Origin of the sequence: Hyphomonas oceanitis SCH89, assembly GCF_000685295.1 — a bacterium.
In the GTDB taxonomy this organism is placed as follows: Bacteria; Pseudomonadota; Alphaproteobacteria; order Caulobacterales; family Hyphomonadaceae; genus Hyphomonas; species Hyphomonas oceanitis.
The window spans coordinates 39,582-63,626 of the sequence record NZ_ARYL01000009.1; the positions used below are offsets into that span (position 1 = coordinate 39,582).

The 24,045-nt window shown below is 63.1% G+C and carries 20 protein-coding genes and 2 tRNA genes; 10 read left to right on the forward strand and 12 right to left on the reverse strand.

What is annotated here, in order from left to right:
* Positions 1-60: 60 nt before the first annotated feature.
* From HOC_RS07460 to HOC_RS07470, 3 genes are all read right to left on the reverse strand, one after another.
* A complete protein-coding gene (locus HOC_RS07460; protein ID WP_035537184.1) occupies positions 61-732 on the reverse strand; it encodes a DUF2497 domain-containing protein in 672 nt (223 codons plus the stop codon).
* 86 nt (positions 733-818) lie between these two features.
* Positions 819-2,123 carry a TolC family outer membrane protein gene (locus tag HOC_RS07465; protein ID WP_084146198.1) on the reverse strand — a complete coding sequence of 435 codons (1,305 nt, stop codon included), beginning with the start codon at positions 2,121-2,123 and terminating at the stop codon, positions 819-821.
* A gap of 136 nt (positions 2,124-2,259) precedes the next feature.
* Positions 2,260-2,913 (reverse strand): protein-L-isoaspartate O-methyltransferase family protein, encoded by a 654-nt coding sequence (locus HOC_RS07470; RefSeq protein WP_035537185.1) that lies wholly within the window; start codon positions 2,911-2,913, stop codon positions 2,260-2,262.
* Between the two features lie 146 nt (positions 2,914-3,059).
* Between HOC_RS07470 and HOC_RS07475 the strand changes: the two genes are divergently transcribed.
* The 5 genes from HOC_RS07475 (at position 3,060) to mprF (ending at position 7,785) form a co-directional block, all read left to right on the forward strand.
* Positions 3,060-3,133: transfer RNA gene (locus tag HOC_RS07475), tRNA-Cys, on the forward strand.
* A gap of 262 nt (positions 3,134-3,395) precedes the next feature.
* Positions 3,396-3,471 (forward strand) — tRNA-Asn (locus HOC_RS07480).
* Between the two features lie 209 nt (positions 3,472-3,680).
* Entirely contained in the window at positions 3,681-4,583 is a 903-nt protein-coding gene (locus HOC_RS21130; protein ID WP_051624627.1) for an alpha/beta fold hydrolase, read from the forward strand.
* A gap of 30 nt (positions 4,584-4,613) precedes the next feature.
* Positions 4,614-5,183 (forward strand): DUF1003 domain-containing protein, encoded by a 570-nt coding sequence (locus HOC_RS07490; protein ID WP_035537186.1) that lies wholly within the window; start codon positions 4,614-4,616, stop codon positions 5,181-5,183.
* The gene (gene mprF / locus HOC_RS07495) at positions 5,176-7,785 is read left to right on the forward strand and encodes a bifunctional lysylphosphatidylglycerol flippase/synthetase MprF (protein WP_051624628.1); all 2,610 of its coding nucleotides are present in this window, start codon (positions 5,176-5,178) and stop codon (positions 7,783-7,785) included. Before HOC_RS07490 ends, mprF begins: the two co-directional genes overlap by 8 nt.
* A gap of 3 nt (positions 7,786-7,788) precedes the next feature.
* Here mprF and HOC_RS07500 read toward each other — a convergent pair whose 3' ends face one another.
* The 3 genes from HOC_RS07500 to HOC_RS07510 are packed head-to-tail and all read right to left on the reverse strand — an operon-like array spanning position 7,789 to position 10,641.
* Entirely contained in the window at positions 7,789-9,165 is a 1,377-nt protein-coding gene (locus HOC_RS07500; RefSeq protein WP_035537187.1) for an L-serine ammonia-lyase, read from the reverse strand.
* 54 nt (positions 9,166-9,219) lie between these two features.
* Positions 9,220-10,425 (reverse strand): FAD-dependent monooxygenase, encoded by a 1,206-nt coding sequence (locus HOC_RS07505; protein WP_035537188.1) that lies wholly within the window; start codon positions 10,423-10,425, stop codon positions 9,220-9,222.
* A gap of 12 nt (positions 10,426-10,437) precedes the next feature.
* On the reverse strand, positions 10,438-10,641 hold the full coding sequence (locus tag HOC_RS07510) for a zinc-finger domain-containing protein (protein ID WP_035537190.1): 204 nt from the start codon (positions 10,639-10,641) through the stop codon (positions 10,438-10,440).
* A gap of 118 nt (positions 10,642-10,759) precedes the next feature.
* Here HOC_RS07510 and HOC_RS07515 point away from each other — a divergent pair, with 118 nt between their 5' ends.
* Positions 10,760-11,719, forward strand: a complete 960-nt coding sequence (locus HOC_RS07515) for an ABC transporter ATP-binding protein (RefSeq protein WP_035537191.1) — start codon at positions 10,760-10,762, stop codon at positions 11,717-11,719.
* Between the two features lie 62 nt (positions 11,720-11,781).
* Positions 11,782-12,270 carry a DUF305 domain-containing protein gene (locus HOC_RS07520; protein ID WP_035537192.1) on the forward strand — a complete coding sequence of 163 codons (489 nt, stop codon included), beginning with the start codon at positions 11,782-11,784 and terminating at the stop codon, positions 12,268-12,270.
* 23 nt (positions 12,271-12,293) lie between these two features.
* Here the strand turns inward: HOC_RS07520 and trxA are convergent, their stop codons facing one another.
* From trxA to tsaE, 6 genes are read right to left on the reverse strand one after another with little or no spacing between them, the layout of a single operon-like run.
* On the reverse strand, positions 12,294-12,614 hold the full coding sequence (gene trxA, locus HOC_RS07525) for a thioredoxin (RefSeq protein WP_035537193.1): 321 nt from the start codon (positions 12,612-12,614) through the stop codon (positions 12,294-12,296).
* Between the two features lie 55 nt (positions 12,615-12,669).
* Entirely contained in the window at positions 12,670-16,197 is a 3,528-nt protein-coding gene (addA, locus tag HOC_RS07530; RefSeq protein ID WP_051624629.1) for a double-strand break repair helicase AddA, read from the reverse strand.
* Entirely contained in the window at positions 16,190-19,249 is a 3,060-nt protein-coding gene (gene addB, locus HOC_RS07535; RefSeq protein WP_051624630.1) for a double-strand break repair protein AddB, read from the reverse strand. Before addB ends, addA begins: the two co-directional genes overlap by 8 nt.
* Positions 19,239-19,964, reverse strand: coding sequence for a nucleotidyltransferase family protein (locus tag HOC_RS07540; RefSeq protein ID WP_035537194.1), 726 nt, complete (start codon positions 19,962-19,964; stop codon positions 19,239-19,241). The genes addB and HOC_RS07540 overlap by 11 nt, the downstream gene beginning before the upstream one ends.
* On the reverse strand, positions 19,961-21,055 hold the full coding sequence (locus HOC_RS07545; protein WP_035537195.1) for an aminoglycoside phosphotransferase family protein: 1,095 nt from the start codon (positions 21,053-21,055) through the stop codon (positions 19,961-19,963). Before HOC_RS07545 ends, HOC_RS07540 begins: the two co-directional genes overlap by 4 nt.
* Entirely contained in the window at positions 21,039-21,494 is a 456-nt protein-coding gene (tsaE, locus tag HOC_RS07550; RefSeq protein ID WP_035537196.1) for a tRNA (adenosine(37)-N6)-threonylcarbamoyltransferase complex ATPase subunit type 1 TsaE, read from the reverse strand. Before tsaE ends, HOC_RS07545 begins: the two co-directional genes overlap by 17 nt.
* Before the next feature lie 167 nt (positions 21,495-21,661).
* On the opposite strand from tsaE, the gene HOC_RS07555 reads away from it, so the two are divergent.
* The 3 genes from HOC_RS07555 to HOC_RS07565 are packed head-to-tail and all read left to right on the forward strand — an operon-like array spanning position 21,662 to position 24,042.
* Positions 21,662-22,909 carry an NAD(P)/FAD-dependent oxidoreductase gene (locus tag HOC_RS07555; RefSeq protein WP_051624631.1) on the forward strand — a complete coding sequence of 416 codons (1,248 nt, stop codon included), beginning with the start codon at positions 21,662-21,664 and terminating at the stop codon, positions 22,907-22,909.
* 17 nt (positions 22,910-22,926) lie between these two features.
* Entirely contained in the window at positions 22,927-23,247 is a 321-nt protein-coding gene (locus tag HOC_RS07560) for a 2Fe-2S iron-sulfur cluster-binding protein (protein WP_035537197.1), read from the forward strand.
* A 3-nt stretch (positions 23,248-23,250) separates the two neighbouring features.
* Positions 23,251-24,042: a thioesterase family protein gene (locus tag HOC_RS07565; RefSeq protein ID WP_035537198.1), complete on the forward strand. Its 792-nt coding sequence runs from the start codon at positions 23,251-23,253 to the stop codon at positions 24,040-24,042.
* The last annotated feature ends 3 nt before the right edge of the window (positions 24,043-24,045 follow it).

Sequence of the window (24,045 nt, forward strand, 5' to 3'; positions counted from 1 at the left end):
AAAGAAAAGGGCGCGCCGGTGGCAGCGCGCCCTTCCCTATAAACATTTTGGCGGGAGAGGCTAGCGCGCCATGCGGGCGATGCGCTGTACTTCCGCTTCGACCTTTTCCTCGACAATGCCGGGCAGGTTGGCGTCGAGCCAGTCCTTGATCATCGGCTTGAGCAGTTCGCGGACGAGACCCTCAATCGTGTTGTCGCCGCCGAAATCCATTTTGGAGATCAGCTTGCCGAGTGCGCCGGCGGCGGCATCGGACGTTGAGTCGTCGGTCAGGACGGTCTGCTGGTAGCGGGCGCTGGCGGGCATTTCATTCTCCACAGGAGCATAGGCTTTTTGACGGGGGGCTGGTTCCGGGATGGGTTCCGGCTCCGGTTCGGGTTCATGACGGAAGGTCGGAGCTGGCTCAGGCTCTTCGACAGAGCGAGCGGCCATGAGCAGATCCTCAAACGAATCAGCAGGCTCCGGCTCGCTTTCCTCTGCGACTTGCTCCGGCTCTTCCAGCACGAACGTGTCGTCTTCCTCGGCCTCGAAGATGCCCTCATCGACATCTTCCTCAACCGGATCGAACGCCATGTCGGAAAAACCGCCATCATCCTCTTCCTCGACCGCTTCCTCGCGAACAGGAGTCGGCGCACCGGGACGGCGGGCCGTCGTGGCATCGTCCTCTGAGATTATCTTGCGGATCGACGCGAGGATTTCCTCCATCGTCGGTTCCTTGTGCGCTTCGTTGGCCATGTCAGCCCCTTACTCTTTACCCATCAGAATCAGTACAGGTTAATGGATAAGATGTATCAGTTAACAACCGCTTGACGATGTTAACCTTATTCGATTTCCGGCGCGGCGCCAGTGGGAACAGGCTTGTCCAGCTCGCCAGCCGCACGCAGAAGTCGAAACGCTGCGACATAGGCATCACGCTCGGACTGTACCAGCGCGAGTCGCGCCTCAAACAGTTGCTGCTCCTGGTCCAGAACGTCGAGAGTCGTGCGCACGCCGACGGCGAGTTCTTCCTTCGCACCGTCATAGGCGATCTCGGCGGCATCCACCTGACGGCGAGACGCTTCGATCGAGCGCAGCGACGCATCGTAGCCATACCAGGCCTGTGCGATCTGTGCGCGGACCTGGCGTTCAAGCAGGTCGATCTGCTGGCGCGCCTGGTCGCGGCGCAGACGCGCTTCACTGACCTGGCTCTTGATCAGGCCACCTGAAAGAATCGGGATTCGGCCCTGAGCAACGGCAGAAACGCTTGTATTGCGCTGCTCCGGATCACCATAGGTCGAATCGACGCCAGCAGTGCCAACGATGCTGATCTGTGGCCGGTACTGCGATTTTGCAACCGAGATCGCTTCGCTTGCAGCGCGCTCGGAATGACGCGCGGCTTGGATATCCGGATTGCCATCAAGCGCAATCTTCACCGCCTCATCAATGGAGCGCGGCAGAGGCGGCAGTGGCGGTGGTGGCGGCAGGTCGCCCGGCTTCAGGCTGGTGAGGAACTGGTAATTGGCTTCGCTGGCCTCAAGCTGCGCTTCGGCGCCAGCCAGCGCGGCACGTGCACCTTCAAGGCGCGCATTGGAGAGCGAAACATCCGTCCGCGTGACAACCCCGACTTCGAATCGGTCATCGGCGGCGCGGACCTGCTCGCCCGTAACATCGACATTGTTCTTGCGAATCGTAACCGCCTCACGGTCGCGGCGCACGTCGACATAGGCGGTCACGACCTGGAGAATCATGTCCTGCTGGGCAGCATCATATTGCGACTTCGCGGCGCTGATGCCAGCCTTTGCCTGCCGAATGCCGGCGCTGACACGCCCACCCGTATAGAGCGGCTGCACGGCCTGGACCTGCGCGTTGGCAATCGGACGGTCACCAAGTCCGAAGGCAAACGGCGACGTCGTATCGACATATTCGTAACCGGCACTGCCGACGACATTCAGCGTCGCGCGGCCGCCTGAGCGGGCTTGCGCAAGGCTCTCACGCGCCACGTCGGTCTCATATCGCTGGATGTCGAGCTGGGGGTTTGTCGCAAAGGCCGAGGCGATTGCCTGATCCAGCGTTTCCGCCGTAGCAGAGCTTCCGGCAATCATCGCAACGACCGCCGCACCCATAAGGCAACGATACTTCACACGCATCCTGAGCTCCTTGATAACCCGGTTTCAGCAGCATCATATAGCGACGCCCGAAGATATAGTGAACACTGTTCACTTTTCGGGAGTCTTAAACGCTGAGAATAATTCTTATGATGCGGGCAATCAGCGCAGTCTGACTTTAAAAAACGAAGGCCTGCTTGCGATTGAACTGCTCGAACTTGGGCGGGAAGGCGTCAAAGCCGTCACGCGCCGCAACCGTGTCGCCCGCCTTCGTGAACACTTTGCCACGCCCAAGGCCTTCGCGCTCCATGACAACGGTCGCGAGGCGTCCGCCATCAGCCAGTTGAGCGGTCCACGCGTCCGGAACGGTTTCGACCATGCCGCACACATAAATAACGTCAAACGGCGCCTGGTCCGGCAGGCCTGCGGCGATATTGCCTTCAACGGCCACCGCACGATCAAGGCCAAGCGTCGCAAAGCGCTCCGACATGGCGTCTACCAGCTCGGTCGTTTCCTCAAGCGCAATGACGGTTTCCGACAGGTGGCTGATAAGGGCAGCCTCATAGCCAGCCCCTGCCCCAATCACGAGCACAATATCGGTCGGCCGAATCGCAGCCAACTTGATCAGCTTGCCGGTATCGCGCGGAATCCACAGCGAACGCCCCGGCGATGTCGCGATTTCCAGTTCGGAATAGGCCACCGATTTGCGGGAGTTCGGCACAAAGGCCTCGCGCGGCGTGCGCAGGAAAGCCGAAACGATCGGTGCATCGGAGACATCATTCGGGCGGATCTGGCTATCCACCATGATCTCGCGGGCTGCGTCAAAGCTCATGGGCGCGCGCCTTCCTCTGGTAAAAACGGACGTATAACCGCCCTTTAGCATGGGCCGCGCCCCACGCAATGCGCGATAAACGCACGGGTGGTGAAAACGCTGATTGAAAGCCTGCCTTTTGCTTGCTAGTGACGCGCCTCTGGTCAGGCTCTATGGCGGAGTGGTGACGCAGCGGATTGCAAATCCGCGCACCCCGGTTCGATTCCGGGTGGAGCCTCCAGACGCAATCCACAGATTTGGATCATTCTTAACGCATTCTTGCGCTAATTTTGCGCGTTTGCTGGTTAATCATTTACGGCGCGTTAACCAATTCGGGCGATCTTGGGCATGTCTTCTCTTGGAGACACCCACCATCACCCAACGCCTCGGCGGGAGCTTTCAGCTTCCGCCATTTTTTTGTCCGAACACAAGTTTTTGGACAGGAGCAGCATGTTGGGGCTTGAACCGGACCATCGGTCTGCTATTCACCCGCTCTCGGCTGATCCGCGATAGCTCAGTTGGTAGAGCAGGCGACTGTTAATCGCCCGGTCGTAGGTTCGAGTCCTACTCGCGGAGCCACCCCCCTTACCAACCTCGAGGCCAATGCCGGCCACCAGCTGCTTCCCGCAAGCTACAGCCGTGTCATCACTGTCACGACACGCTCAAATATACCTACGGATGTGCCTCGAGCTGTTTCGGTGTTGAGGGCTTGCCCATATAAGCCCGGAAACCGTTACTTCACCCGCCCTCCTCCTCCCACAGCCAGCCTCCCTCGGAGACCTTGCGTTATGCTTGCCCCCTTTGACCTTGTCGAAGTCGAGCCTGGTCGGCGGCTGCACGTCTGTGTCGAAGGCCCCGTCGATGCCCCCTGGGTCGTCTTCGATCATGGCGCGTTTGGCTCCTACACCGATGGCTGGTGGATCAAGGAGGCACTGAAAGCCGATCATCGCGTCGTGCTTTACGGTCGCGCCGGCATGGACTGGAGCGATCCGGCTCCCGAAGGCACGCCCCTCAGCCCCGAATTCCATGTCGCAGACCTGCGGCGACTGCTGGATGAGCTCGGCGCGCGTCCACCTTATGTGCTGGTCGGCCACTCCATGGCGGGCCTGAGGCTTCATGCTTACGCCAACCTCCATCCGGACGAGATCGCAGGCCGCGTGTTCGTGGATGCGATGAACCCCGCCAACCTGCGCCGGAAGGGCGGCATGCGCCTGCTGAAGGCCTTTGCCGGGCTATTGCGAATGGGGCGGTTGGCCTCGAAGATCGGCGCACTCAACCTGATCGCCCCCTTCACCGGCGACGACATAGACCTGCCCAAGGAGCGCAAGCTCGAGAAGCGGTTCCTTTTTCGCAAGACGGATCACTGGACGGCCGCACTGGGCGAAGTACTGGCAACCGAGTCTGAGGCGGCCTGCTTCGACCAATCCATTCCCGTCACCACGCCGGTTTCGGTTTTTTCACGTGAGGCCGATGGCGGCGAAAACGCGGGTATCGTCAAATCCGTTTCGAATCAGGGAGGCTACGGACGCCTCTTTGCGCTCGAAGGCGAAACGCACACATCCCTGCTCAACCCACACCACGCGGCCCGAATCGCCCGCGAAGTTCGCTACATGACACGTATCCAGGTGCCATGGAGCCGCACATCTCCGCCCGATAAAGCGATGCATGACCAGTCCGAAATAGGCGTATAGGATCGGTCGCGCCACGGAAGGAATACCGGCATGAAGGATATCGCGACGCTTGCGCGCCAATTTCTGCACACAAAGCCGGAGGATCTGACCGAACGCGAGCGCCGTGTACTGGAGCGCTTTGTCGAACGGCGCCGGATATCCCGCAATGTCAGCAAGATGCTCGATAAGGACATGTCCTTCGGCGACCGCCTTGCCGACAAGGTCGCGGCCTTCGGCGGCTCATGGACCTTCATCATCATCTTCTTCGTGGTGCTCGTCATCTGGATCGGCGGCAACACGCTGCTGGCGGCGGGCAAGATCGGCGCAATCGATCCCTACCCCTTCATTTTCCTGAATCTCATTCTCTCAATGGTCGCCGCCATACAGGCGCCGGTCATCATGATGTCTCAGAACCGGCAGGCCACGAAGGACCGTGCGGCGGCTGGCTATGACTATGAAGTGAACCTCAAGGCCGAGCTGGAAATCCTCCAGCTTCATGAAAAGCTCGACGAGATGCGTCAGAATCAACTGACGGCCCTCTTGGAACAACAGGCCGCGCAACTGGCGATCCTTGAAAAACTGGTACAGACGAAAACAGACGGAGCACCGGAAGTTGGCTGAACAAACGAAAGCTGATTTCGAAGACGAGCCCGTCATCGCCCTTTCGCCATGGAAACGGCGACTGGGGCTGCTTCTTGTTGCGCTCCTCTTTGTGGCGGCAATTGCCGCCGTGCATACAGAATTGCGGCACATGTCGGTCCACAAGATCTATGCCGAGCTGAGAGGCCTGACACCGGGCCAGGTCCTGCTTGCGCTCGCGGGCACCGTGATCAGCTATCTCGGCGTCTCAGGCTACGACACGCTGGCGCTTCGCTACGCGCGCAGGCCGCTCCCCTATCAGAAGACGGCATTTGCCTCATTCACGTCCTACGCCTTGTCCAACACGCTGGGCATGCCTCTGCTGACCGGCGGCGCCGTTCGCTACCGACTCTACTCCAGCTGGGGCCTGACAGCGAAGGATGTCGGCCTGCTTGCCGTGGTTACAGGCGGGACGCTCTATGTCGGCGCGCTGGCCTTTGCAGGCCTCGGCCTGCTGGTCGAAGCAGACCGTTTCGAGTCCGTTTTCCATATCCCGGCAATCCTCGCGCACCTGGCAGGCATCGTCTTCCTCGCCCTTGTGCTGGCCTTCCTCGTCCTCTCCCGGTTCACCAACCGCACTTGGCGCATACGCTCCTACGAGATCACACCGCCCGGCCTGCCCGTGGCGACCGGCCAGCTACTGGTCAGCATGGCCGATTGGGCGGGCGCGAGCCTCGTTCTCTTCGCTGTCCTGCCGCCAGACACTGGCCTCTCCTTTCTGGCCTTCCTTCCCATATTCGTCGCCGCGACGTTCATCGGTGGCATGAGCGGATTGCCGGGCGGTGTTGGGGTGTTCGAAGCCGTCATCCTGCTGATGGTTCCGGCCGGGAGTAGCGAGGCCCTTGCCGCCAGTCTGATTGCCTATCGCGTCATCTACTACCTGATGCCGCTCGCCGTGGCGGCCATCCTGCTGGCCGTGCATCAGTACCGTCACGCCGGGGCGCAGATCAAAGGCGCCGCCGCCGCAGCGCAGGACGTGACCGAACTCTTCGCGCCAACACTGTTCTCGCTGATCGCCTTCCTTTCTGGCGCCTTCATGCTGATCTCGGCGACGACACCCACGCTGGCAGGCCCATTGGAGGCGGCCTCGCGTATCCTGCCCCTCCCGGTGATCGAGCTGTCGCACTTCCTCGCCTCCATTGTCGGCGTGCTTCTCCTCATCGTCGCGCTGGGCCTGCGCCAAAAGCTCGACCATGCCTGGACCATCGGCATGATTCTGCTGGTCCTCGGCGCGGGGCTGACCCTGCTGAAGGGCGCGCAACCGCATGAGGCCATCATTCTGCTCGCAGCGCTCGGCCTGCTCGCCACCTCACGCAAGGCCTTCTATCGCAAGACACCGCTTAGTCAGGCGCGCCTCACACTGCCCTGGATCCTCGCCATCCTTGGCGCCGTCAGCGCGGCCATCTGGCTCGGCTTCTTCTCCTATGAACATGTCGCCTATCGCGACGAACTCTGGTGGACCTTCTCCATCAAGGGCCAGACATCCCGCTTCCTGCGCGCCGCTGCCGGCATCCCCATCGTGCTCCTGCTCGCATCGCTCTGGCGTTGGCTGCAGCCCGCCATCCGCAAGCGTGATACCGCGCTCGAATCGCCTGCGCCCGGCCGGATCGCGGAAATCCTCGCCAGCGCGGAAACAGGCTATGCGGATGGCGCGCTCGCCTTGCTCGACGACAAGCAGTTCCTGTTCAGCCCCAGCGGCGAAAGCTTCATCATGTACGGCGTGCGTGGTCGTCACTGGATCGCCATGAGCGCCCCCGTCGGCAAACAGAAAGAAATCGGCCCCCTGCTATGGCAGTTCCGCGAGCAGGCCGATCTCTATGGCGCCGTGCCGGTCTTCTATTCAGTGCGGAAGGAATTCCTGCCCCTCGCGCTCGACCTTGGCCTCAGTGCCCAGAAGATCGGCGAGACAGCGCTCGTGCCGCTGCAGGACTTCTCCCTCGAAGGCTCGTCCCGCTCCGGCCTGCGCGCCAGCCACAAGCGCGCCCTGCGCGATGGCCTCAGTTTCGAGATCATCCCCGCCAACGCCTGCGACGATATCCTGCCAGACCTCGCAACCATTTCCGACGAATGGCTCGCCATCCATGGCGGCGCGGAGAAAAGCTTTTCCCTCGGCCGGTTCGACCGGGACTACCTGCGTAACTTTCCCATGGGCGTCGCCTGGTGTGACGGCCAGATCGTCGCCTTCGCCAACCTGATGTCCACTTCCGACGGCACGGAAATCGCCATCGACCTGATGCGCTATGGCCATGCCGCGCCAAAGGGCGTGATGGACTTCCTGTTCATCGAACTGATGCTCTGGGGCAAGGCGCAGGGCGCCGAGACGTTCGACCTCGGCATGGCGCCGCTCTCCGGCCTCGAAGGCCACCGCCTCGCTACGCTCACGTCCAAGCTAGGTGCATTCGTCTACGAGCATGCCAACAAGATCTACGGCTTTGAGGGCCTCAGGAACTACAAGAAGAAGTTCCTGCCCGAGTGGGAGCCGCTCTATCTCGCCGCGCCTGCCGGTCTCTCCCTGCCCATCGCGCTTGGCGACGTCGCCATGCTCACCAGCGGCGGCCTCAAAGGCATGTTCACCAAGGGCTGAGCCTCAGCACTCGATGACGTTCACGGCCAGCCCGCCCTGGCTGGTCTCCTTGTACTTCGACGACATGTCGATGCCCGTCTGACGCATCGTTTCGATCACCTGGTCGAGCGACACCTTGGTCTGCTCCAGCGAGTGCAGCGCAAGGCGCGCGGCATTCACCGCCTTCACCGCACCAATCGCATTGCGCTCGATGCACGGGATCTGCACGAGGCCACCAACGGGGTCACACGTCAGCCCCAGATTATGCTCCATGCCGATCTCGGCCGCATTGGCGCACTGCTGCGGCGTGCCGCCCCACACAGATGCCAACCCGGCAGCCGCCATCGAACAGGCCACGCCCACTTCACCCTGGCAGCCCATCTCGGCGCCCGAGATCGACGCGCGCTGCTTGTAGAGGAGGCCCACGCCGCCCGCCGTCAGCAGGAACTTGCGCAGCCGCACCGTGCGGTCTTCCGCATCGGCGCAATAATGCCTGATCACGGACGGAATAATCCCCGCCGCGCCATTGGTCGGCGCCGTCACCACTTGCCCGCCGCCGGCATTCTCTTCATTCACCGCCATTGCATAGGCGTTTAGCCAGTCGAATATCTGCTCGCGCTCATTCGATTGCGGTGAGGCCTGCAGCTTCGCCCATATCTCCGGTGCCCGGCGGCGCACCTTCAAGCCGCCCGGCAGGATGCCCTCATGCACAAGCCCCCGGTCGATACAGGCCAGCATCACATCCGCAATCCGGTCCAGCGCCGCTTCCGTCTCCGCGCGCGGCCGCATCGCGTCTTCATTCGTCAGGATCACTTCATGGATCGCCATGCCCTTGTCGGCGCATATCCCCAGCAGCTCTGCCGCCGATCCGAAAGGATAGGGCACATCACTGCCGGTCTTTACAATGTCGTCTTCCGGCGGCGTGCTCAGCTGCTTGGCTGTCGCAATGAATCCGCCGCCAACGGAGTAATACGTCTCCTCCACCAGCACATCGCCATTGGCTGCAAAGGCGCTCAGCTTCATCCCGTTCGGGTGCAGGTCCGGCAGCACATGATAGGCGAAAACAATATCCGTCTCCGGATCGAACGGAATCACCCGCCCGTCAGCCAGCCTGAGGTCCTTGGCCGTATAGACGTCGGCCACCATCGCATCGGCCTTGTTCGGGTCCAGCGTCTCCGGCTCCATCCGCAACAGGCCCAGCACCACGGCCTTCGGCGTCGCGTGCCCCGCGCCGGTCAGCGCCAGCGATCCCTGCAACTCCACCTCGATCCGCTCCACACTGCCCAGAACATCCCCATCCGCCAGCGAGGCGGCAAACCGGTTCGCAATCCGGATCGGCCCCACAGTGTGGGAGCTGGACGGGCCGATACCGACGCGAAAGAGATCAAGAACTGAAAGCATGGCTGTGTCCGCTCATGATGCCACTGGGCCGCCATGCCTGCCCGCCCCTGCGTCTCAAGGCAAGGGCTTGTTCTGCAATCCGGCGGTCACATCATGTCCATAGATCCAGTCATTGCGCGCGTGCACAAATTTTGGTGCCGCACGGCCCGCCAGCCACATCGGTCCATAGGTCGCCAGCTGCGTGACGGGGTTGTGCCGGTGGAACAGTTTCGCGTTGTTGCGCGCTCCGGCTTGCACGGCGGATGTCCGCCCCCGCCGGTCGCGCTCATAGGCCGCCAGCGCATGGGTCACGTCGCCGCCTTCCGAAAGGCGCGCCGCCAGCACCCATGCGTCCTCAATCGCCATCACAGCCCCCTGCGCCAGGAAAGGCAGCATCGGGTGGCAGGCATCGCCCAACAGCACGACGCGGCCATCATGCCAGCGCGGCAGGGCCGGGCGATCAAACAGTGCCCAGCGGTTCAGCACGTCCGCCTGCCGGATCATATTGGAGATGACAGGATGCCAGCCGGCAAAATCCGCCGACGCATCCTCGCGTTGCCCTTCGCCCGACCATGATTCCACCTGCCAGCCATCATGCTCCACAACGCCGACAAAGTTCGCCAGCGCCCCGCCGCGCAGCCGATAGGTCACGGCGTGACGCCCCTTGCCGACCCAGGCGCAGGCCGTCGGCGGCGGCAGGTCATCGCCCAGCCGCTCAATCGGCACCACCGCACGCCAGGCGACATTGCCGGTAAAGCGCGGCTTGTCCGGCCCCAGCATTGTCCCGCGTACAACCGAATGGATGCCATCGGCGCCCACCAGCACGCTGCCATCGACATGGGTGCCGTCCTCAAGCGTGACGGTCACGCTTTGGCCATCCTGCGTGTAGGACGCGATCTTCGCGTTAAACCGCACGGCCCCCGGCGCGCGCTCCGCCAGCTCAGCCGCCAGCGCATCAACCAGATCGGCCCGATGCAGGTGGAGGTATGGCGCGCCCCAGCGGTCAGCCGCGCTCAGGCCCAACGGAATATCAAACACGACACGTCCGCTTCGCCCCATGCGCAACTCGATGCCCTCTGGCTGGAAGGCGTTGGCCGCAATCCGGTCGGACATGCCGAGCGCTTCGAACACTTTCATGCCATTGGGGCTGATCTGCAGGCCCGCGCCGACTTCGCCAAGCGCCTCGGCCTGCTCCAGCACGACCACGTCATGCCCGAATTGCGTCAAGGCCAGCGCAGCTGTCAGCCCGCCGATACCGCCCCCTGCAATCAGGATTTTCATGGCTTTCGCCGCCTATCGGTTTTGCGAACGGTCTTCCTTGCCGCCAATCAGAACGAATCGCCGGTCGCAGTATTTGCACTCGACATAGTCTTCGTCGCCCATCTCGTACCACACCTTGGGGTGGCCGAGCGCGCCGCCAGCGCCATTGCAGGATACCTTGTGGCTGTTGGACAGCACGATTTCAGGCGGGCTGAAGACATCACGGGGTTTGCTCATAATGGGCGGCTTTCCATGGAGTTTCCGGCGCAGTCCTTGTTCGCGCCGCTACACGGACCTAACTAGTCCGCAGGGCCGCGCTGCGCAAGATCGCCCTGTGAAGAGCATTGAGGCCCGTATGACCGACGCAAAGACCGCCCCCGACTACGCCATCGAGATCGAGCACCTCCAGAAAATCTATCGCGCCTCCGGCAAGATGCCCGAAAAGCACGCCCTGAAGGACATCAGCCTGCAAATTCCGCGCGGCTCGGTCTTCGGCCTGCTCGGCCCGAATGGCGCGGGAAAGTCCACATTCATCAACATTCTCGCCGGTCTCGTGAACAAGACGTCCGGTACGGCCCGCATCTGGGGCCTCGATATCGACCAGCATCCGCGCCAGAGCCGCGCAGCGATCGGCGTCGTCAATCAGGAGATCGTGGCCGACCCCTTCTTCACGCCCATGGAGATGCTGGAACTCATGGCCGGTTTCTACGGCGTGCCAAAAAACGAGCGCCGCAGCCTCGAAATTCTCACCGCGCTCGGCCTTGATGACAAGAAAGATGCCTATGTGCGCCAGCTGTCAGGCGGCATGAAGCGCCGACTCATGGTCGCCAAGGCGCTCGTCCACAATCCGCCCGTCCTGATTCTCGATGAGCCCACCGCTGGGGTTGACGTGGAACTGCGCCGGTCCCTCTGGACCTATGTGCGCGAACTGCACGACCGCGGCACGACCATCATCCTCACCACACACTATCTGGAAGAGGCCGAGGAGCTTTGTGATACGATCGCCATCGTGAACCATGGCGAGATCGTCGCCAGCGAGCCCACCCCGAAACTGCTCGCACGCCTCGACTACAAGACACTCGTCATCACACCGCGCGAACCGCTGACCATTGTTCCCGCAGGCCTCGCGGCCTTCGATGCCAGGATTCGTGATACCGGCACCCTCGCCATCACGTTCCGCACCAGTGAGACAGGCATCGGCCGCATCCTGGAGCAGGTACGCACCTCTGGAATCAGTATCGGGGACCTCGTTACCGAAGCCCCCGATCTGGAAGACGTATTCCTGTCACTGACCAGCGAGCCTGAAGCCGCCTAGGCAGGTTACGGAACTGTCACCCCCTTCTTCCGTTGCCTCAATAGCAACCCAAGGAGGAGAGGATGGAAAGCCAAGGCTCACATTACTGGAAATTCGCGGCCATGATCGCGACCTCGACGGTCGTCATGTTCGGGCTCATGTACCTCAATACTTATGCTCTGGATCATGTCTGGTTCAGCGAAACCCGGCTCTACATGGCCTTTGTCATGGGCGCATCAATGGCAGTGGTCATGCTCGGCTTCATGCTGAACATGTACAAGAACACCAAGGTCAACATCGCCATTTTCGCCGGCAGTGTGGCGGTCTTTGCGCTGTCGCTGTGGCTCGTGCGCAGTCAGGAAACCGTGGATGACGTCGCCTGGATGAAGGCCATGATCCCGCACCACTCCATCGCAATCCTGACCAGCGAGCGCGCTCACATACGTGATCCCCGCGTTCGGGAACTCGCGGACGGCATCATCGAGACACAACGGAAAGAGATTGGGGAAATGGAAGCCCTGATCGCCGATATCGACAAGAATGGCGTTCAGGCACAGGGCAGCCCGGACTGAAAGCCCGGGCGCGCCAGCGTCAACTAGACGCTCTGCTTGATCCAGTCAGCGATGGCTTGCTTGCTCATCGCGCCAAGATGGGTTGCAGCAACCTTGCCATCCTTGAACACCATCAGGGTCGGCATGCCGCGCACGCCATATTTCGACGCGACCATCGGGTTTTCGTCGACATTGATCTTGGCGACTTTCACCTTGTCAGCCATCTCTTCCGAGACAGCCTCGAGATGAGGTGACATCTGCTTACAAGGGCCACACCATTCAGCCCAGAAGTCGACAACGACCGGAAGCTCGGAATTGGCGATCACGGAGTCGAATTCGTCGTCCGTTACATTCACTGCAGCCATGATTGGCTCCTTTATGCTTGTTTCTTGCTTGATACATAGGGACTCATCAGCGAAGTCAAACCTCGCTCTGCGCACGCTTTAGTGACTCTAACAGGTCTGCCTCAGGCAGCACCATCAGTTTCGGCCCGTCCGTCCAGCACAGCGCCGCCACCACATCGCGGCCCGGATAAGCCTTCCTCAGCACCGCCCAATAGGCCCCCATCTGCGCCCGATACGTGTCTGCCACACCCGCAGCCGTTGCCGGCGCCGGCTGATCCGTCTTGAAGTCGATGATCAGCACCCGCTCCGGCGTCACCACCAGCCGGTCCACCCGGCCATTGATCACGGTGCCATCCGGTAGCTCCGGCGCCGTGCCGATCACCGCCGCCTCCGCGCGTCCACCCGGCTGGAAGATCTCCGCCATCGCCGCGTCATTCATCACGCCCATGGCTGCGCTCAGCATCTCTTCGCGCTGCGCATCATCAAGGTCCGGGTTCCGCCGCAGGAACTCCTGCCCCGCCGTCTCGCGCTTCGCCTCCGGAATGGCCGGCAAGTATTGAAGCAAGGAGTGGATCAGGCGCCCGCGTCGCATCTGTTCCTCACGGCGCGGCCCGAACGGGGCGAGCACCGGCGTGTTGCGCGCCAGCAGGCTTGTCGGGGCGCTCAGCTTCCGGGCAGGCCCGTCAGCAGGCGGTTTTCGCAAGGCCCAGTCCGGGAATGGTCCGGGAATGGTCCGGGAATGGTCCGAGACGACCTTCGAAGGCCCCCGGGAGCCATATGTCCGCACCCCTTCAGTACCCTCTGGCGCCAAGCCATCCATCGCGTCAGCACACAGCGCGTACCAGCTCTTCTTGTGGAAGCCTTCCTTGCCACCGCCATGCCAGTGACCGGCAATAATCAGCCTGTCCTGCGCCCGTGTCAGTGCCACGTAAAGCAAGCGACGATGCTCCTCCTCCGCCTTGGCATCTGCAATGGCCCTTACAGCAGCCACGTCTGGCGTATCGGTGTCCTTACGCGGCGACCAGACCGGCACACCGTCAATCTCGAACAGGCGCCCAGAGCCCCCGCGCGGCCCTGACGTCGTATCAGGCAACACCACAACCGGCGCCTGCAGGCCCTTGGCCCCGTGCACCGTCATCACCCGCACTTCCCGCTCCGGCGCCGCCAAATCCCGTTTGATTTCAGTGTCATGCGCCTCCATCGCCGCAAGGAATCTCTGCAGCGAAGCCGGCTCAGCCGAGTCATGCGCCAGTGCCCGCGCCATCAGCGCCTCGACCGGATCGCGCGCCGGCGTCCCCAGCCGCGCATTGATCTTTTCCCAGCCCGTCTGCCCATCGGCGCCCGGCTGATCCATCACGGATGACAGGAACTCATACGGCGCCAGATGCGCCCGCTGCAGCAGACTCTGCAGGAAGGCCGCCGCCGCAACAACATCCGGGTCTTCGCTTTCCTGCACCCGCGTCCACAGCGAGATCTTGCGTCCCCTGCCAGCAGCCAGCGGATAGAGATACCGGTCGTCATCCACCAGGCCCACAAACGGCCCGCGCAGGATTTCCGCCAGCGTCAGGTCCGCCTCCGGCAGCGTCACGAACCGCAACAGGTTCAGGCAATCCTGCACACCGATATGATCCAGCAGCTTCAGCCTGTCCGCGCCCGCCACGGGCAGGCCGGCCGCCTTGAGGGCGGAAATCATCGCATCGAACAATCCGCCCGTGCGGCCCCTCACCAGCACAAGAATGTCCTGCGGCTCCACGGGGCGGCGCACCCAGTCACGCCCCTCTTCCACCCAGACTGTCTCGCGCCGATCAATCATGCCCTTGATCTCAGCGGCCAGGTGTTTCGCCAACTGCGCCTTGGGCGAGGCCTCGCGCATCGCGTTGACCGGCCGGTCCCAGGCATCTTCCGGCACATCCTCGGCTGGCGGATCCAACGGCCAGAGTTCAACACAGCCTGGCTGGCTTGCCCGGCGTGCCGTATGTTTCACAAGGTCCGCCACCATCGGCGCGTCAGGCGCATGCGCGCCCTCAATCGGCGGCGCCGTGTTCCAGACCTGGTCGACAAATTCCAGAACCTGCGGCGACGAGCGGAACGACATGTCCATCGAGCCAAGCAGCATGTCCGTCGACAGAAGCGTGAATTCCTGCGCCTTCTGGCGAAACTTCGACGGGTCGGCACCCTGGAAGGAATAAATCGACTGTTTCTCGTCACCGACCACAAACAGGGTTCGCGGGTCCTGCAGGCGCTCTGCGCCCATCCCGGAGAAGAATTCCGCCGTCAGCGCGCTGATCAGCTCCCATTGCGGCGGGCTCGTATCCTGCGCTTCGTCCAGCAGCACGTGGCTGAGGCCGCCATCCAGCTTGTAGAGCACCCAGTCCGACATACCCGTCTGCGTGAGCAGAAGGCGCGTCTTGTGGATCAGGTCGTCGAAGTCGAGCGCTGCCCGCGCCGCCTTTTCCCGCTGGTAGGCCAGCAGCGCAGGCACGCCCACCCGGAACAAGGCAGACGTCCGCTCGAACGCCCGCGCGCGGGCAAGCGCCTCGGCCAGTTCGCGAACCCGCGCGGTTTCGCTGCCCTCGCCATCCTTCATCTGGAAGAGATCACCAATCAGGGGCGTCTGCTTGGCCGTTGGCGCCGTGTAGGGATTGGACTTGCGGAAATCCCCTGTGCCAGTCGTGAAGATGCCGAGATAGGTATCCCAGCGCGCAACAGGGCCAACGGCTTCCATCACGGCAACCAGGGCGTCTGCCGTTTTCACGTCCGTCGCAGCGCCGCCCTGAAGCGCGCCTATGACCGCGCGCAGGTCAGCCACCGGCAGCCCCTCGCCCATTGCCAGTTCGAGCATCTCGTCCGCGCTCGCCTCCGGCGCATTGAGGCTTTCGCGCAGAACAAAATCCATCGCGTCGAAATCAAAGTCATGCGTCTCGGCAAAATCGAGCACGACACCGCCCGACCAGCGCAGCGTATCCAGCGCCGCCATCGCGCCTTCATGTCCGCCTTCCAACGCGAGAAGGTCCAGCAACTCCGGCGCATTATCCTGCGCTTGCAGCACAGCCTGCGCCCGCGCGGCATTCCACAGCGCCGCCGCCTCATCTTCCTCGATCTCCGCAAAGCCCGGCAGCACGCCAGCCTCCAGCGGGAACCGCCGTAGGATACGCGAACAGAAGGCGTGGATCGTCTCGATACGAAGGCCACCGGGCGACTCAAGCGCGCGCGCAAACAGGGCACGGGCGGCTTTAAGGTCATCCGGCTTGTAGGCCTTCTCAGGCCGGCCTTCGAGCTTTGCGAGTTCAGCGCGGAGTTTGTCATCCGCCATCACCGACCAGCGGCCCAGCGTCTTGAACAGGCGCGACAGCATCTCGCTCGCCGCCGCCTTGGTGTAGGTGATGCACAGGATGGAATCCGGCGCCGCGCCCGGCCGACCGTCTTCACGGCGCAGCAAAAGGCGCGCGACGCGGTCGATCAGAACCTTGGTCTTGCCGCTGCCGGCATTGGCAGACACGAAAGCCGGGATGGCCGGATTGGCGACAGCCGCCTGCACGCCGATCGCCTCCAGAAAGGCCGGCGCCTCATTGCTCTCGCGGACGGGGGCAAAAGGATCAGCCATTGTCGCCCTCCCCGTCTTCCGTGTCGCCCGCCCATTCCGCGCGGCGCGCGAGGCGGTTGAAGCCATTGTCATACTTCACGAATTTCACGCGGGGGGCCGACAGGAAATTTGTATCCGGCTGGCGATAATTTGCGATCAGGCGCTTCATGCCCTCTTCCGCCTTGTCGGCCAGCTCTCCCGGCGTGGCGGTCAGCGCCCGCGACGCACCGACGACCCGCGCATCCGGTTTCGCCTTGAACGCCACATATTCCAGCGCACTCACTGTAGCCGCGTCGATGCCTTTATAGGCTCCCGCGCGGGCGAGGAGTGCCTGAAGCGGCATCTGCTGGCTCAGCTCGGTCGCAATCTCTTTGTCCGATGGCGGACTACCGGTCTTGAAGTCGACGATAACGAGATCGCCTGTCGCGGTCCGCTCGATCCTGTCTGCCGTGGCCGAAAGCGTGAAGGGATAGCCCGCGATGTCGAAATTCAGTTCACCTTTGACCTCAAGCTTCGGCTTCGTCCCGCCTGTATCGCGCGTCGCGCGCCAGTTCAGATACCAGTCGACAGTCTTCTGCCAGACAGCGCGGCGGGCCACCCAGTCTTCCCTTGGCTCGCCGACGCGGGCGAGTTCCTGCTCAAGCAGCGTCATCAGGTGTTGCGGCGTCTTGGGTGCGCCGTCTTCTTCGAGCAATTCCAGCGCGTGGTGGATCGCCGTGCCGCGCGGGGCTGGGCCCAGCAGCGCATTCATCGGATCAATCGTCTCGAGGCCAAGTACATTCTCCGCCCACATCGCATAGGGGTCGCGCTGCAACAGGTCGATACGTGTGACTGACAGGCGCTTGGGCCAACCCTCCGGGTGCCGCGTCGGCTTCGGCTCGACAGGAAAGTCCTTTGGCAGACTGCCCGTGCCGCGATCCTGCATTGCCGCGACCCATTCCAGCGGATGCCCGCCAACGGGCGCAAGCGCCTCCGCAGCCTTGTCGTCCAGCGCACCCTCGGCCAGCGTCTTCAGGCGCCACACCCAGCGCGAGGCCACCGCGGGCGCATCATCGCGCCGCGCCGCATGCAGCATCACCACACTCGGCGCACAGGCGAGCTGGGCAAAGTCATGCGCCGAGAGACCCAGCCGGTCTTCCGGATCGTTCAAGCCCAGTTCCTGCCGGAAACGACGCGGCAGGAAAGCATCTGGCGCCGGGCGGTGTGGCCAGACATCCTCGTTGAGTCCTGCAAGAATGACGCGGCTTGCAGATTGCAGACGGGCTTCAAGCGGCCCCCAGATAGACAGCCGAGAATGCTCGACAATCCCGGCACTTATTGTCATCTGCGCGCTCTGGGCATGGATCAGGTCGACCAGCGCATAGGGCGCCATCGGGCCGAGTTGCCCGGAGAGCTCGCTGATGCTTTCTAGCAGCTTGGTCGCCCCGCGGCCATCCTCACCGGCCCACGGCAACGGCGCTTCGCTGATGCGTCCCGCGAGCGCCGCTATCCGCTCAGCGCCCTGCGTTCCATCCACCAGCGTTTCGACAGACAGGTCTGCATCCGTTTCCTCAAATACGGCGATCAGTCGATCAACCAGCGCGATGGCCGCGTCCTGATGCTCCCGCTTGAAGCTCGCATAAGGCTCGATCTCGCCGCGCGTATCGATGCTGTCGCGCAGACCTGCCAGATCTCGCCAGCGACGCGGACCGCGCAGGAAATACCGTTCCAGCACGGCCAGCCCCTCGCGATCCTTCACGAAGCCATGTTTCAGCGCCGCGGTCAGCGCCACCGGCTCGGACGGATCAATCGCCCAGCTGGCGCAAAGCCCGATCAGGCTGCCCGCAGGCGTTCGCCCAAGCGGCACACCCGCAGAAGGCGGCACATCCACGCCCCAGCGCTTGAGCAAGGCGGACACACGCCGCGCCAGCCCGGCATCCGGTGTCACCAGTGCGGCCGTTTCTTTTGGCGTTTCCAGCGTCTCACGCATCAGCAGCGCGGCGGCTTCCGCCTCCGCTGCTTCATCCGGTGCCTCGATCACCGTCAGGCCAGACAGCGCATCGACTGCAAAGCCTTCAACTGTCGAGCCCGTCGCTTTCGCCAGCACTTTTAGTGTCGCTCGCCAGTCAGCCGTCGCATCAGCCGGCGCAAGGGCTTCGTGGATCAGCCGTCGGCGGGCCGTACTCGTGTCCTGCTCTTTAATACCCGGCCAACCGGCGACATCGGCAGGTGCCACGGCGAGATGATCCAGCGCATCAATCAGGGAATTCTGCGGATGGCTTACTGATTGCCGGATCGCATTCCACGCCTCTTCGTCCGCATCCATGTCGAGCCCCGGCAGGACGATCAGTCCCTTGGGCAGCATCAGCGCGGCTTTCATCAGCACACGGCCAGCAGGCGTGGCGCCGGTAGAGCCCGCAATGATGACCGGCGCAGATGGCGGGTTCGCCAACCAGTCTGCGGCCAGTGCCTCCGCCGCCGCGAGGCGCCGCGCAAACGGGTCCATCGCATTATTGTCATTCAACCATTCCGGCCAGGCCGCCGTGATGATCTTCAGGAATGCAACCGACCGATGCCAGTGCGCTGCGAGGTCTGACTCGCCGACCAGCGTATCAAGCTTCGACCAGTCCGCGCCCGCACTGAGCGCCGCCTGATCGAGCAGCCGGGAGAGTTCCCGCGCCGCCGCCAGTGCCGAGGCAGGTGGCAGGTCGACGCGATATTCCGCTTCGTAAAACTTGCGCACCAGCGCCGCCAACGCGCCAAGCCGCCGGGCGGGCGACAGTGCGGGCGGCAGGCCGACCAGCGCCGTCTCCGCATTCGGCGGCGCCTCTTCGCTTTCAAGGTCGCCCAGCGTGCGCACATCCGGCGGCAGGATCGATTTTTCTCCCGCCGCATCGTACAGCGCAAGGATCAGCGCCCGCGATGATCGGCTGTTCGGCACGTAGATGATCGCATCGCTGAGCGCGTCGGGTTGCTCACTCAGGTGCGTTTCTCTGGCTAAAGCTGTCGCCAGCGCCCGCAGGAAATCGGCCCCCGGCGGAATGGACCAGACTTTCGGGCGCCCGGCCCCGAAGATCTGCGCCTCATTCGCCATGGCAACGCAGCCACATTTCGGCATCCTTCAGCGCGCCGGGATCGCCCACATGCAGCCAGAACCGGTCGAGCGGCCAGCCCATCAGGCGCCCTTCGGCGATCAGCCTGTCCCACACACGCAAGGCCGAGAAGCGCTCAACGGGGGTGTTATCGTAGAGCTGCGGCCGAATGATCCGCGCGCCCGCATAGGCCCACGGCGCAGACACCGCATCGCCCCGGCGCACCATGCGGCGGTCCTCGCCGAGGAAGAAATCCCCCGCTCCGTCGAAGCCAAGACTTTGCCCCGTGTCGGCCACCATCAGCAGCGCGTCGGCCTTGTCGGGCTCAAAAGCCTCGGCCATCGCCCGCAGGGGCACATCGGATTCCGGCGCCCAAAAGGCATCCGTGTTGATTACAAAGATCGGATCATCGCCCAGTAGCGGCCGCGCCTTGGCCAGCGCACCGCCCGTCTCGAGTACTTCGCCGCGCTCATCCGAGATCACAACTTCCAGATCGGTCCGCCCGGCAAGATGCGCTTCCAGCTGGTCCGCCAGGTAGTGCACATTGACCACCACGCGCTTCACGCCAGCTGCGGCCAGCGGGTCCAGCATCCGGTCGATCAAACGCTTGCCGCACACCTCGATCAGCGGTTTCGGCGTGCCATCCGTCAGCGGCCGCATCCGCGTACCGAGGCCGGCCGCCAGCACCATGGCCGTATGGGGAACCGGAACGCTCATGGCTTTGCCTCAAATACGAACGGCGTCGTCTCGCGCACGAACGCCGCCATACCCTCCAGTGCAGGATGGGACAGGTTGCGCGCAAGGATCGACAACTGGCGCGGCTGGAACAGCCCATAACGTGGCTTGCCGTCCCGGATCATCAGTCGCGCGAAAATGCCCGCAATGCGCAACGCGTTGAGCGCGCCGATCACAGCCAGCCGCTCGTCGAACGCGGCGCGGTCTTTGCCAGTCGTGTTCACGTAATGGCTGATTGCAGCCTCCGCCGCTTCCGGCGAAACGGCACGGCGCGCGTCCTGCGTCAGCATGGAAATATCCCAGGCATCCCAGCCTTTCACCGCGTCCTGGAAGTCGAGCAGGCCAATCTGGCCGCCTTCCAGCCAGAGCAGGTTCTCGGCATGGAAATCGCGCAGGGTCAGTCCGCGCGGGAAGGCCATGGCCTGCTGGATCAGCGCATCGCGCTCGGCTTCCCAGCGCGCCCGCAGCTTGCCCTCAAGCGCGGCGCCACCCGCCTGTACCGGCAGCCAGTCAGCATACAGGTCCGCATTCGTTGCCAGTGCGAGCCGGTCAAATTCCAGGATCGGCCAGACCTCGCTGCCGACTTCCAGATGCACCGGCACAGGAAGCGCGTCGATCTTGGTCAGCACATCGGCGGCTGCCACATAGGCTGCGGTTTCATCAACCAGTCCGCGCTCGATCTGGCGCGCAATTTCCCGGCCATCGCCAAAATCCTCGATCAGCGCGAGCCCGGCCGCCGTATCATGCGCCATTATCTGCGGCGGCCGCAGCCCATGCTCGGCCAGAAAGCCCGCCAGCAGCACGAAGGCATCAACGCGCGAGGCGGCAAGACGCGTCTGCGCGTTCCACCCCATCTGATTCCGGACGGCCTCATCGGCGTCGGGCGGGCAGGGGTCCGCCTCGATCCGGGGTGCATCCATCAGCAGAGCCCGCGCGGCATCTGGCCGCACCAGCCTTATGTAGCGGCGTGTGGAGGCATCCTGTCCAAGCGGAATACGTGTCGCGTCGCCCCACCCGGCCTTGGCCAGGAAGGTGTCGATCTGCGCTGTCCGGTGGCTAGAATCGAAATCCATCCAGCCGCTTCTGCCAGTCTTCGCCCACCGGTTCCAGCCTCGCGCGGCGCTGCTCCCCAACCATTTCAAGAGTCAGGTCCAGCCGCACTGTCGGCAAATAGCGCCCGGCGCGCTCCGGCCACTCAATCAGCGCCACACCGTCTTGCGTCTCGTCCCACCCCAGTTCCATCACCTCATCCGGCGTGTTCATGCGGTACAAGTCGAAGTGCCATATGGGGAATTCCGGCCCCTCATAAGACTGGACGAGGGTGTAGGTCGGGCTCGGAACCTCTTCATCGGTGCCGCACAGGGACTGCACAAGGCCGCGCGTCAGCGTGGTCTTGCCAGCCCCCAGATCGCCATGCAGGGCGACCACATCGCCCACACGCAGGAGGGTTGCGAGATGCGCGCCAAGGGTCCGCGTGGCGGCATCATCTGCCAGGTCAAACGTCAATTGCATGCTGCGCAATATAGCCACTCCTGCCGTCCCGGCTACGCGCAATTCCCTGTGCGATCAGACAGGGTTCTTGACACCGACGCCTCCGGCTGGAACTCCAGTGCCATAAGGGATTGCAAAAATGACGCTAGCGTCATAATTTGCCGATAGTTACGGGACGGGAACGCATTTTGGATCTGACAGGCGCAACACGCATCGTCATCATCGGCGGCGGACAGGCTGGCGCGCAAGCGCTTCAGTCGCTGCGCCAGGGTGGCTATGAAGGCAAACTGACGCTCGTTGCTGACGAAGCTGCGCTGCCCTATCAGCGCCCGCCTCTGTCCAAGGCCTATATGAAGGGCGAGTTCTCCGAGGAGCGCCTCTATTTCCGTCCTGAATCCTGGTATCAGGATCAAAATATCGAGGTCATTCTCTCGACGCATGCGGCGAAGATTGATCGCACGGCGCAGACGGTGGAACTGCCCCATGGCGGGCAAATCGATTATGATGCGCTGATCATCGCAACGGGCTCGCGCCCGCGCGCCCTGCCCACCAAAGGCGCCGATCTCGAAGGCGTTCACGACCTGCGGGACCTTTCGGATGTCGAGCGCATCCGCCCCAACATGATTGCCGGACGTCGGATGGTCATCATCGGCGCGGGCTATATCGGCCTTGAAGCCGCCGCCGTTGCGCGCCAGATGGGGCTCGACGTTACCGTTCTGGAAATGGCGCCGCGCGTGCTCGCGCGCGTTACCAGCCCGGTCATGAGCGAATTCTTCGAGACCGAACACCGCGCCCAGGGCGTCACCATTCTTACCGGCGCCCGCCTCGACCATCTTGACGGCGCCGATGGCAAAGTTTCGGCTGCCATACTGGCAGACGGCACACGTCTCGACGCTGATATCGTCCTCGTCGGCATCGGCATCCTGCCAAATGAGGAACTCGCCAGCGACGCTGGCATCGCCTGCAACAATGGCATCCTCGTCGATCGCGACGCCCGTACGTCTGACCCGCGCGTCTTCGCGGCGGGTGACTGCGCCAGCCGTCCGCTCGTGCATTTCGGTCGGTCGGGACGTCTTGAAAGCGTCCACAACGCCATTGAGCAGGGCAAGCTCGCGGCGGCGGCCATTCTCGGCAAGCCTCGCCCGGCGGAAGACTGCCCCTGGTTCTGGTCTGACCAGTATGACCTGAAGCTGCAGATTGCCGGCCTCAGCCAGGACTATGATGAAATCGTCGTGCGCGGCGACCCGAAGGAGCGCAAGTTCGCAGCCTTCTACCTGCGCAACGGAATCCTGATTGCGGTGGATGCTGTCAACAGCCCGCCGGAATTCCTCGCCTCGAAAAAGCTGATCATGTCGGGGGCCAAGCTTGCGCCCGCCACGCTTGGCGATACATCAGTTTCGATGAAAGACATTGCCGCGGCAGCCACTGCCGCTTGAAGGAGACAATACAGCCCATGGCAAAGATCACTTACGTAGACAATGACGGCACAGAACGCGTCGTCGAGGCCACCAATGGCGAATCCGTGATGGAAGCCGCCGTGAAAAACGGCATTCCCGGCATTGATGCCGATTGCGGCGGCGCCTGCGCCTGCGCCACCTGCCATGTCTATGTCGACAAAGCCTTCATGGATAAGGTCGGCGAGCAGCAGGAAATGGAAAAGTCCATGCTCGACTTCGCTGAAAACGTTCAGGAAAACTCCCGCCTGTCCTGCCAGATCACCGTGTCTGACGCGCTTGATGGCCTCAAGGTCACGACGCCGGAAAGCCAGCACTAGGTCTTGGCTGCCTATACCGAACTGCTCGCAGGCATCCGCAGGGATGAAGCGAACGCCACAAAAGTGGTGCTGCCCGATGCATGGATGCAGGGCCGCACCACCTATGGCGGCCTGACGGCGGCGCTTTGCCTCGAAGCAGCCATTCCGCTGGCACCCGGCATGCCGATCCGCTCCGCGCAGGTCGCCTTTGTCGGCCCGGTGGGCGGCGAAGTGACGTGTACGCCAACCCTGCTACGCCAGGGCAAGAACACGGTCTTCGTCTCGGTCCGCATGATGGGCAGCGATGGCGTGGCTGCCGAAGCGATCTTCGCTTTCGGCGCAGCACGGGAATCCGCGCTAGATTTCAACAATCTCAAAGCGCCTGACGTGACCTCGCCCGAGGATACGGTCAGCTATTTCGGCGAGAACCCCAACCGCCCCAACTTTACGCGCAATTTCAACATGCGCATGGCGGCGGGCGAGCGCCCCATTTCCGGGGCAGACAAAGGTGACGTCACGATCTGGATGCGCCATGTCGATCCAGCTGTCGTCCCGGACGCCGTCGCTGTGCTCGCCATTGCCGATGCACCGCCACCTGCGGCCATGTCCATGTTCACGGCACCCGCCCGGATCAGCTCGATGACCTGGATGGCGGAATTCCTGACCGACGAAACCACCACTCGCGACGGCTGGTTCCTCGCGCGTCACGTTGCCGAGACGGCCCGCCACGGCTATTCCAGCCAGGCCATGACCCTCTGGAACGCAAACGGCCAACCTGTGATGGTTGGCCGTCAGACAATTGCAATTTTTGGCTAGGGC

Bases quoted from the DNA above. Each gene is read 5' to 3' on its own strand.
- HOC_RS07520 (WP_035537192.1), top strand. From the start codon at position 11,782: ATGGAAAGCCAAGGCTCACATTACTGGAAATTCGCGGCCATGATCGCG.
- addB (WP_051624630.1), bottom strand. From the start codon at position 19,249: ATGGCGAATGAGGCGCAGATCTTCGGGGCCGGGCGCCCGAAAGTCTGG.
- HOC_RS07510 (WP_035537190.1), bottom strand. From the start codon at position 10,641: ATGAGCAAACCCCGTGATGTCTTCAGCCCGCCTGAAATCGTGCTGTCC.
- HOC_RS07560 (WP_035537197.1), top strand. From the start codon at position 22,927: ATGGCAAAGATCACTTACGTAGACAATGACGGCACAGAACGCGTCGTC.
- HOC_RS07540 (WP_035537194.1), bottom strand. From the start codon at position 19,964: ATGAGCGTTCCGGTTCCCCATACGGCCATGGTGCTGGCGGCCGGCCTC.
- HOC_RS07465 (WP_084146198.1), bottom strand. From the start codon at position 2,123: ATGCGTGTGAAGTATCGTTGCCTTATGGGTGCGGCGGTCGTTGCGATG.
- HOC_RS07460 (WP_035537184.1), bottom strand. From the start codon at position 732: ATGGCCAACGAAGCGCACAAGGAACCGACGATGGAGGAAATCCTCGCG.
- HOC_RS07505 (WP_035537188.1), bottom strand. From the start codon at position 10,425: ATGAAAATCCTGATTGCAGGGGGCGGTATCGGCGGGCTGACAGCTGCG.
- HOC_RS07490 (WP_035537186.1), top strand. From the start codon at position 4,614: ATGAAGGATATCGCGACGCTTGCGCGCCAATTTCTGCACACAAAGCCG.
- HOC_RS07515 (WP_035537191.1), top strand. From the start codon at position 10,760: ATGACCGACGCAAAGACCGCCCCCGACTACGCCATCGAGATCGAGCAC.
- HOC_RS07470 (WP_035537185.1), bottom strand. From the start codon at position 2,913: ATGAGCTTTGACGCAGCCCGCGAGATCATGGTGGATAGCCAGATCCGC.
- tsaE (WP_035537196.1), bottom strand. From the start codon at position 21,494: ATGCAATTGACGTTTGACCTGGCAGATGATGCCGCCACGCGGACCCTT.
- HOC_RS07500 (WP_035537187.1), bottom strand. From the start codon at position 9,165: ATGCTTTCAGTTCTTGATCTCTTTCGCGTCGGTATCGGCCCGTCCAGC.
- addA (WP_051624629.1), bottom strand. From the start codon at position 16,197: ATGGCTGATCCTTTTGCCCCCGTCCGCGAGAGCAATGAGGCGCCGGCC.
- HOC_RS07545 (WP_035537195.1), bottom strand. From the start codon at position 21,055: ATGGATTTCGATTCTAGCCACCGGACAGCGCAGATCGACACCTTCCTG.
- HOC_RS21130 (WP_051624627.1), top strand. From the start codon at position 3,681: ATGCTTGCCCCCTTTGACCTTGTCGAAGTCGAGCCTGGTCGGCGGCTG.
- trxA (WP_035537193.1), bottom strand. From the start codon at position 12,614: ATGGCTGCAGTGAATGTAACGGACGACGAATTCGACTCCGTGATCGCC.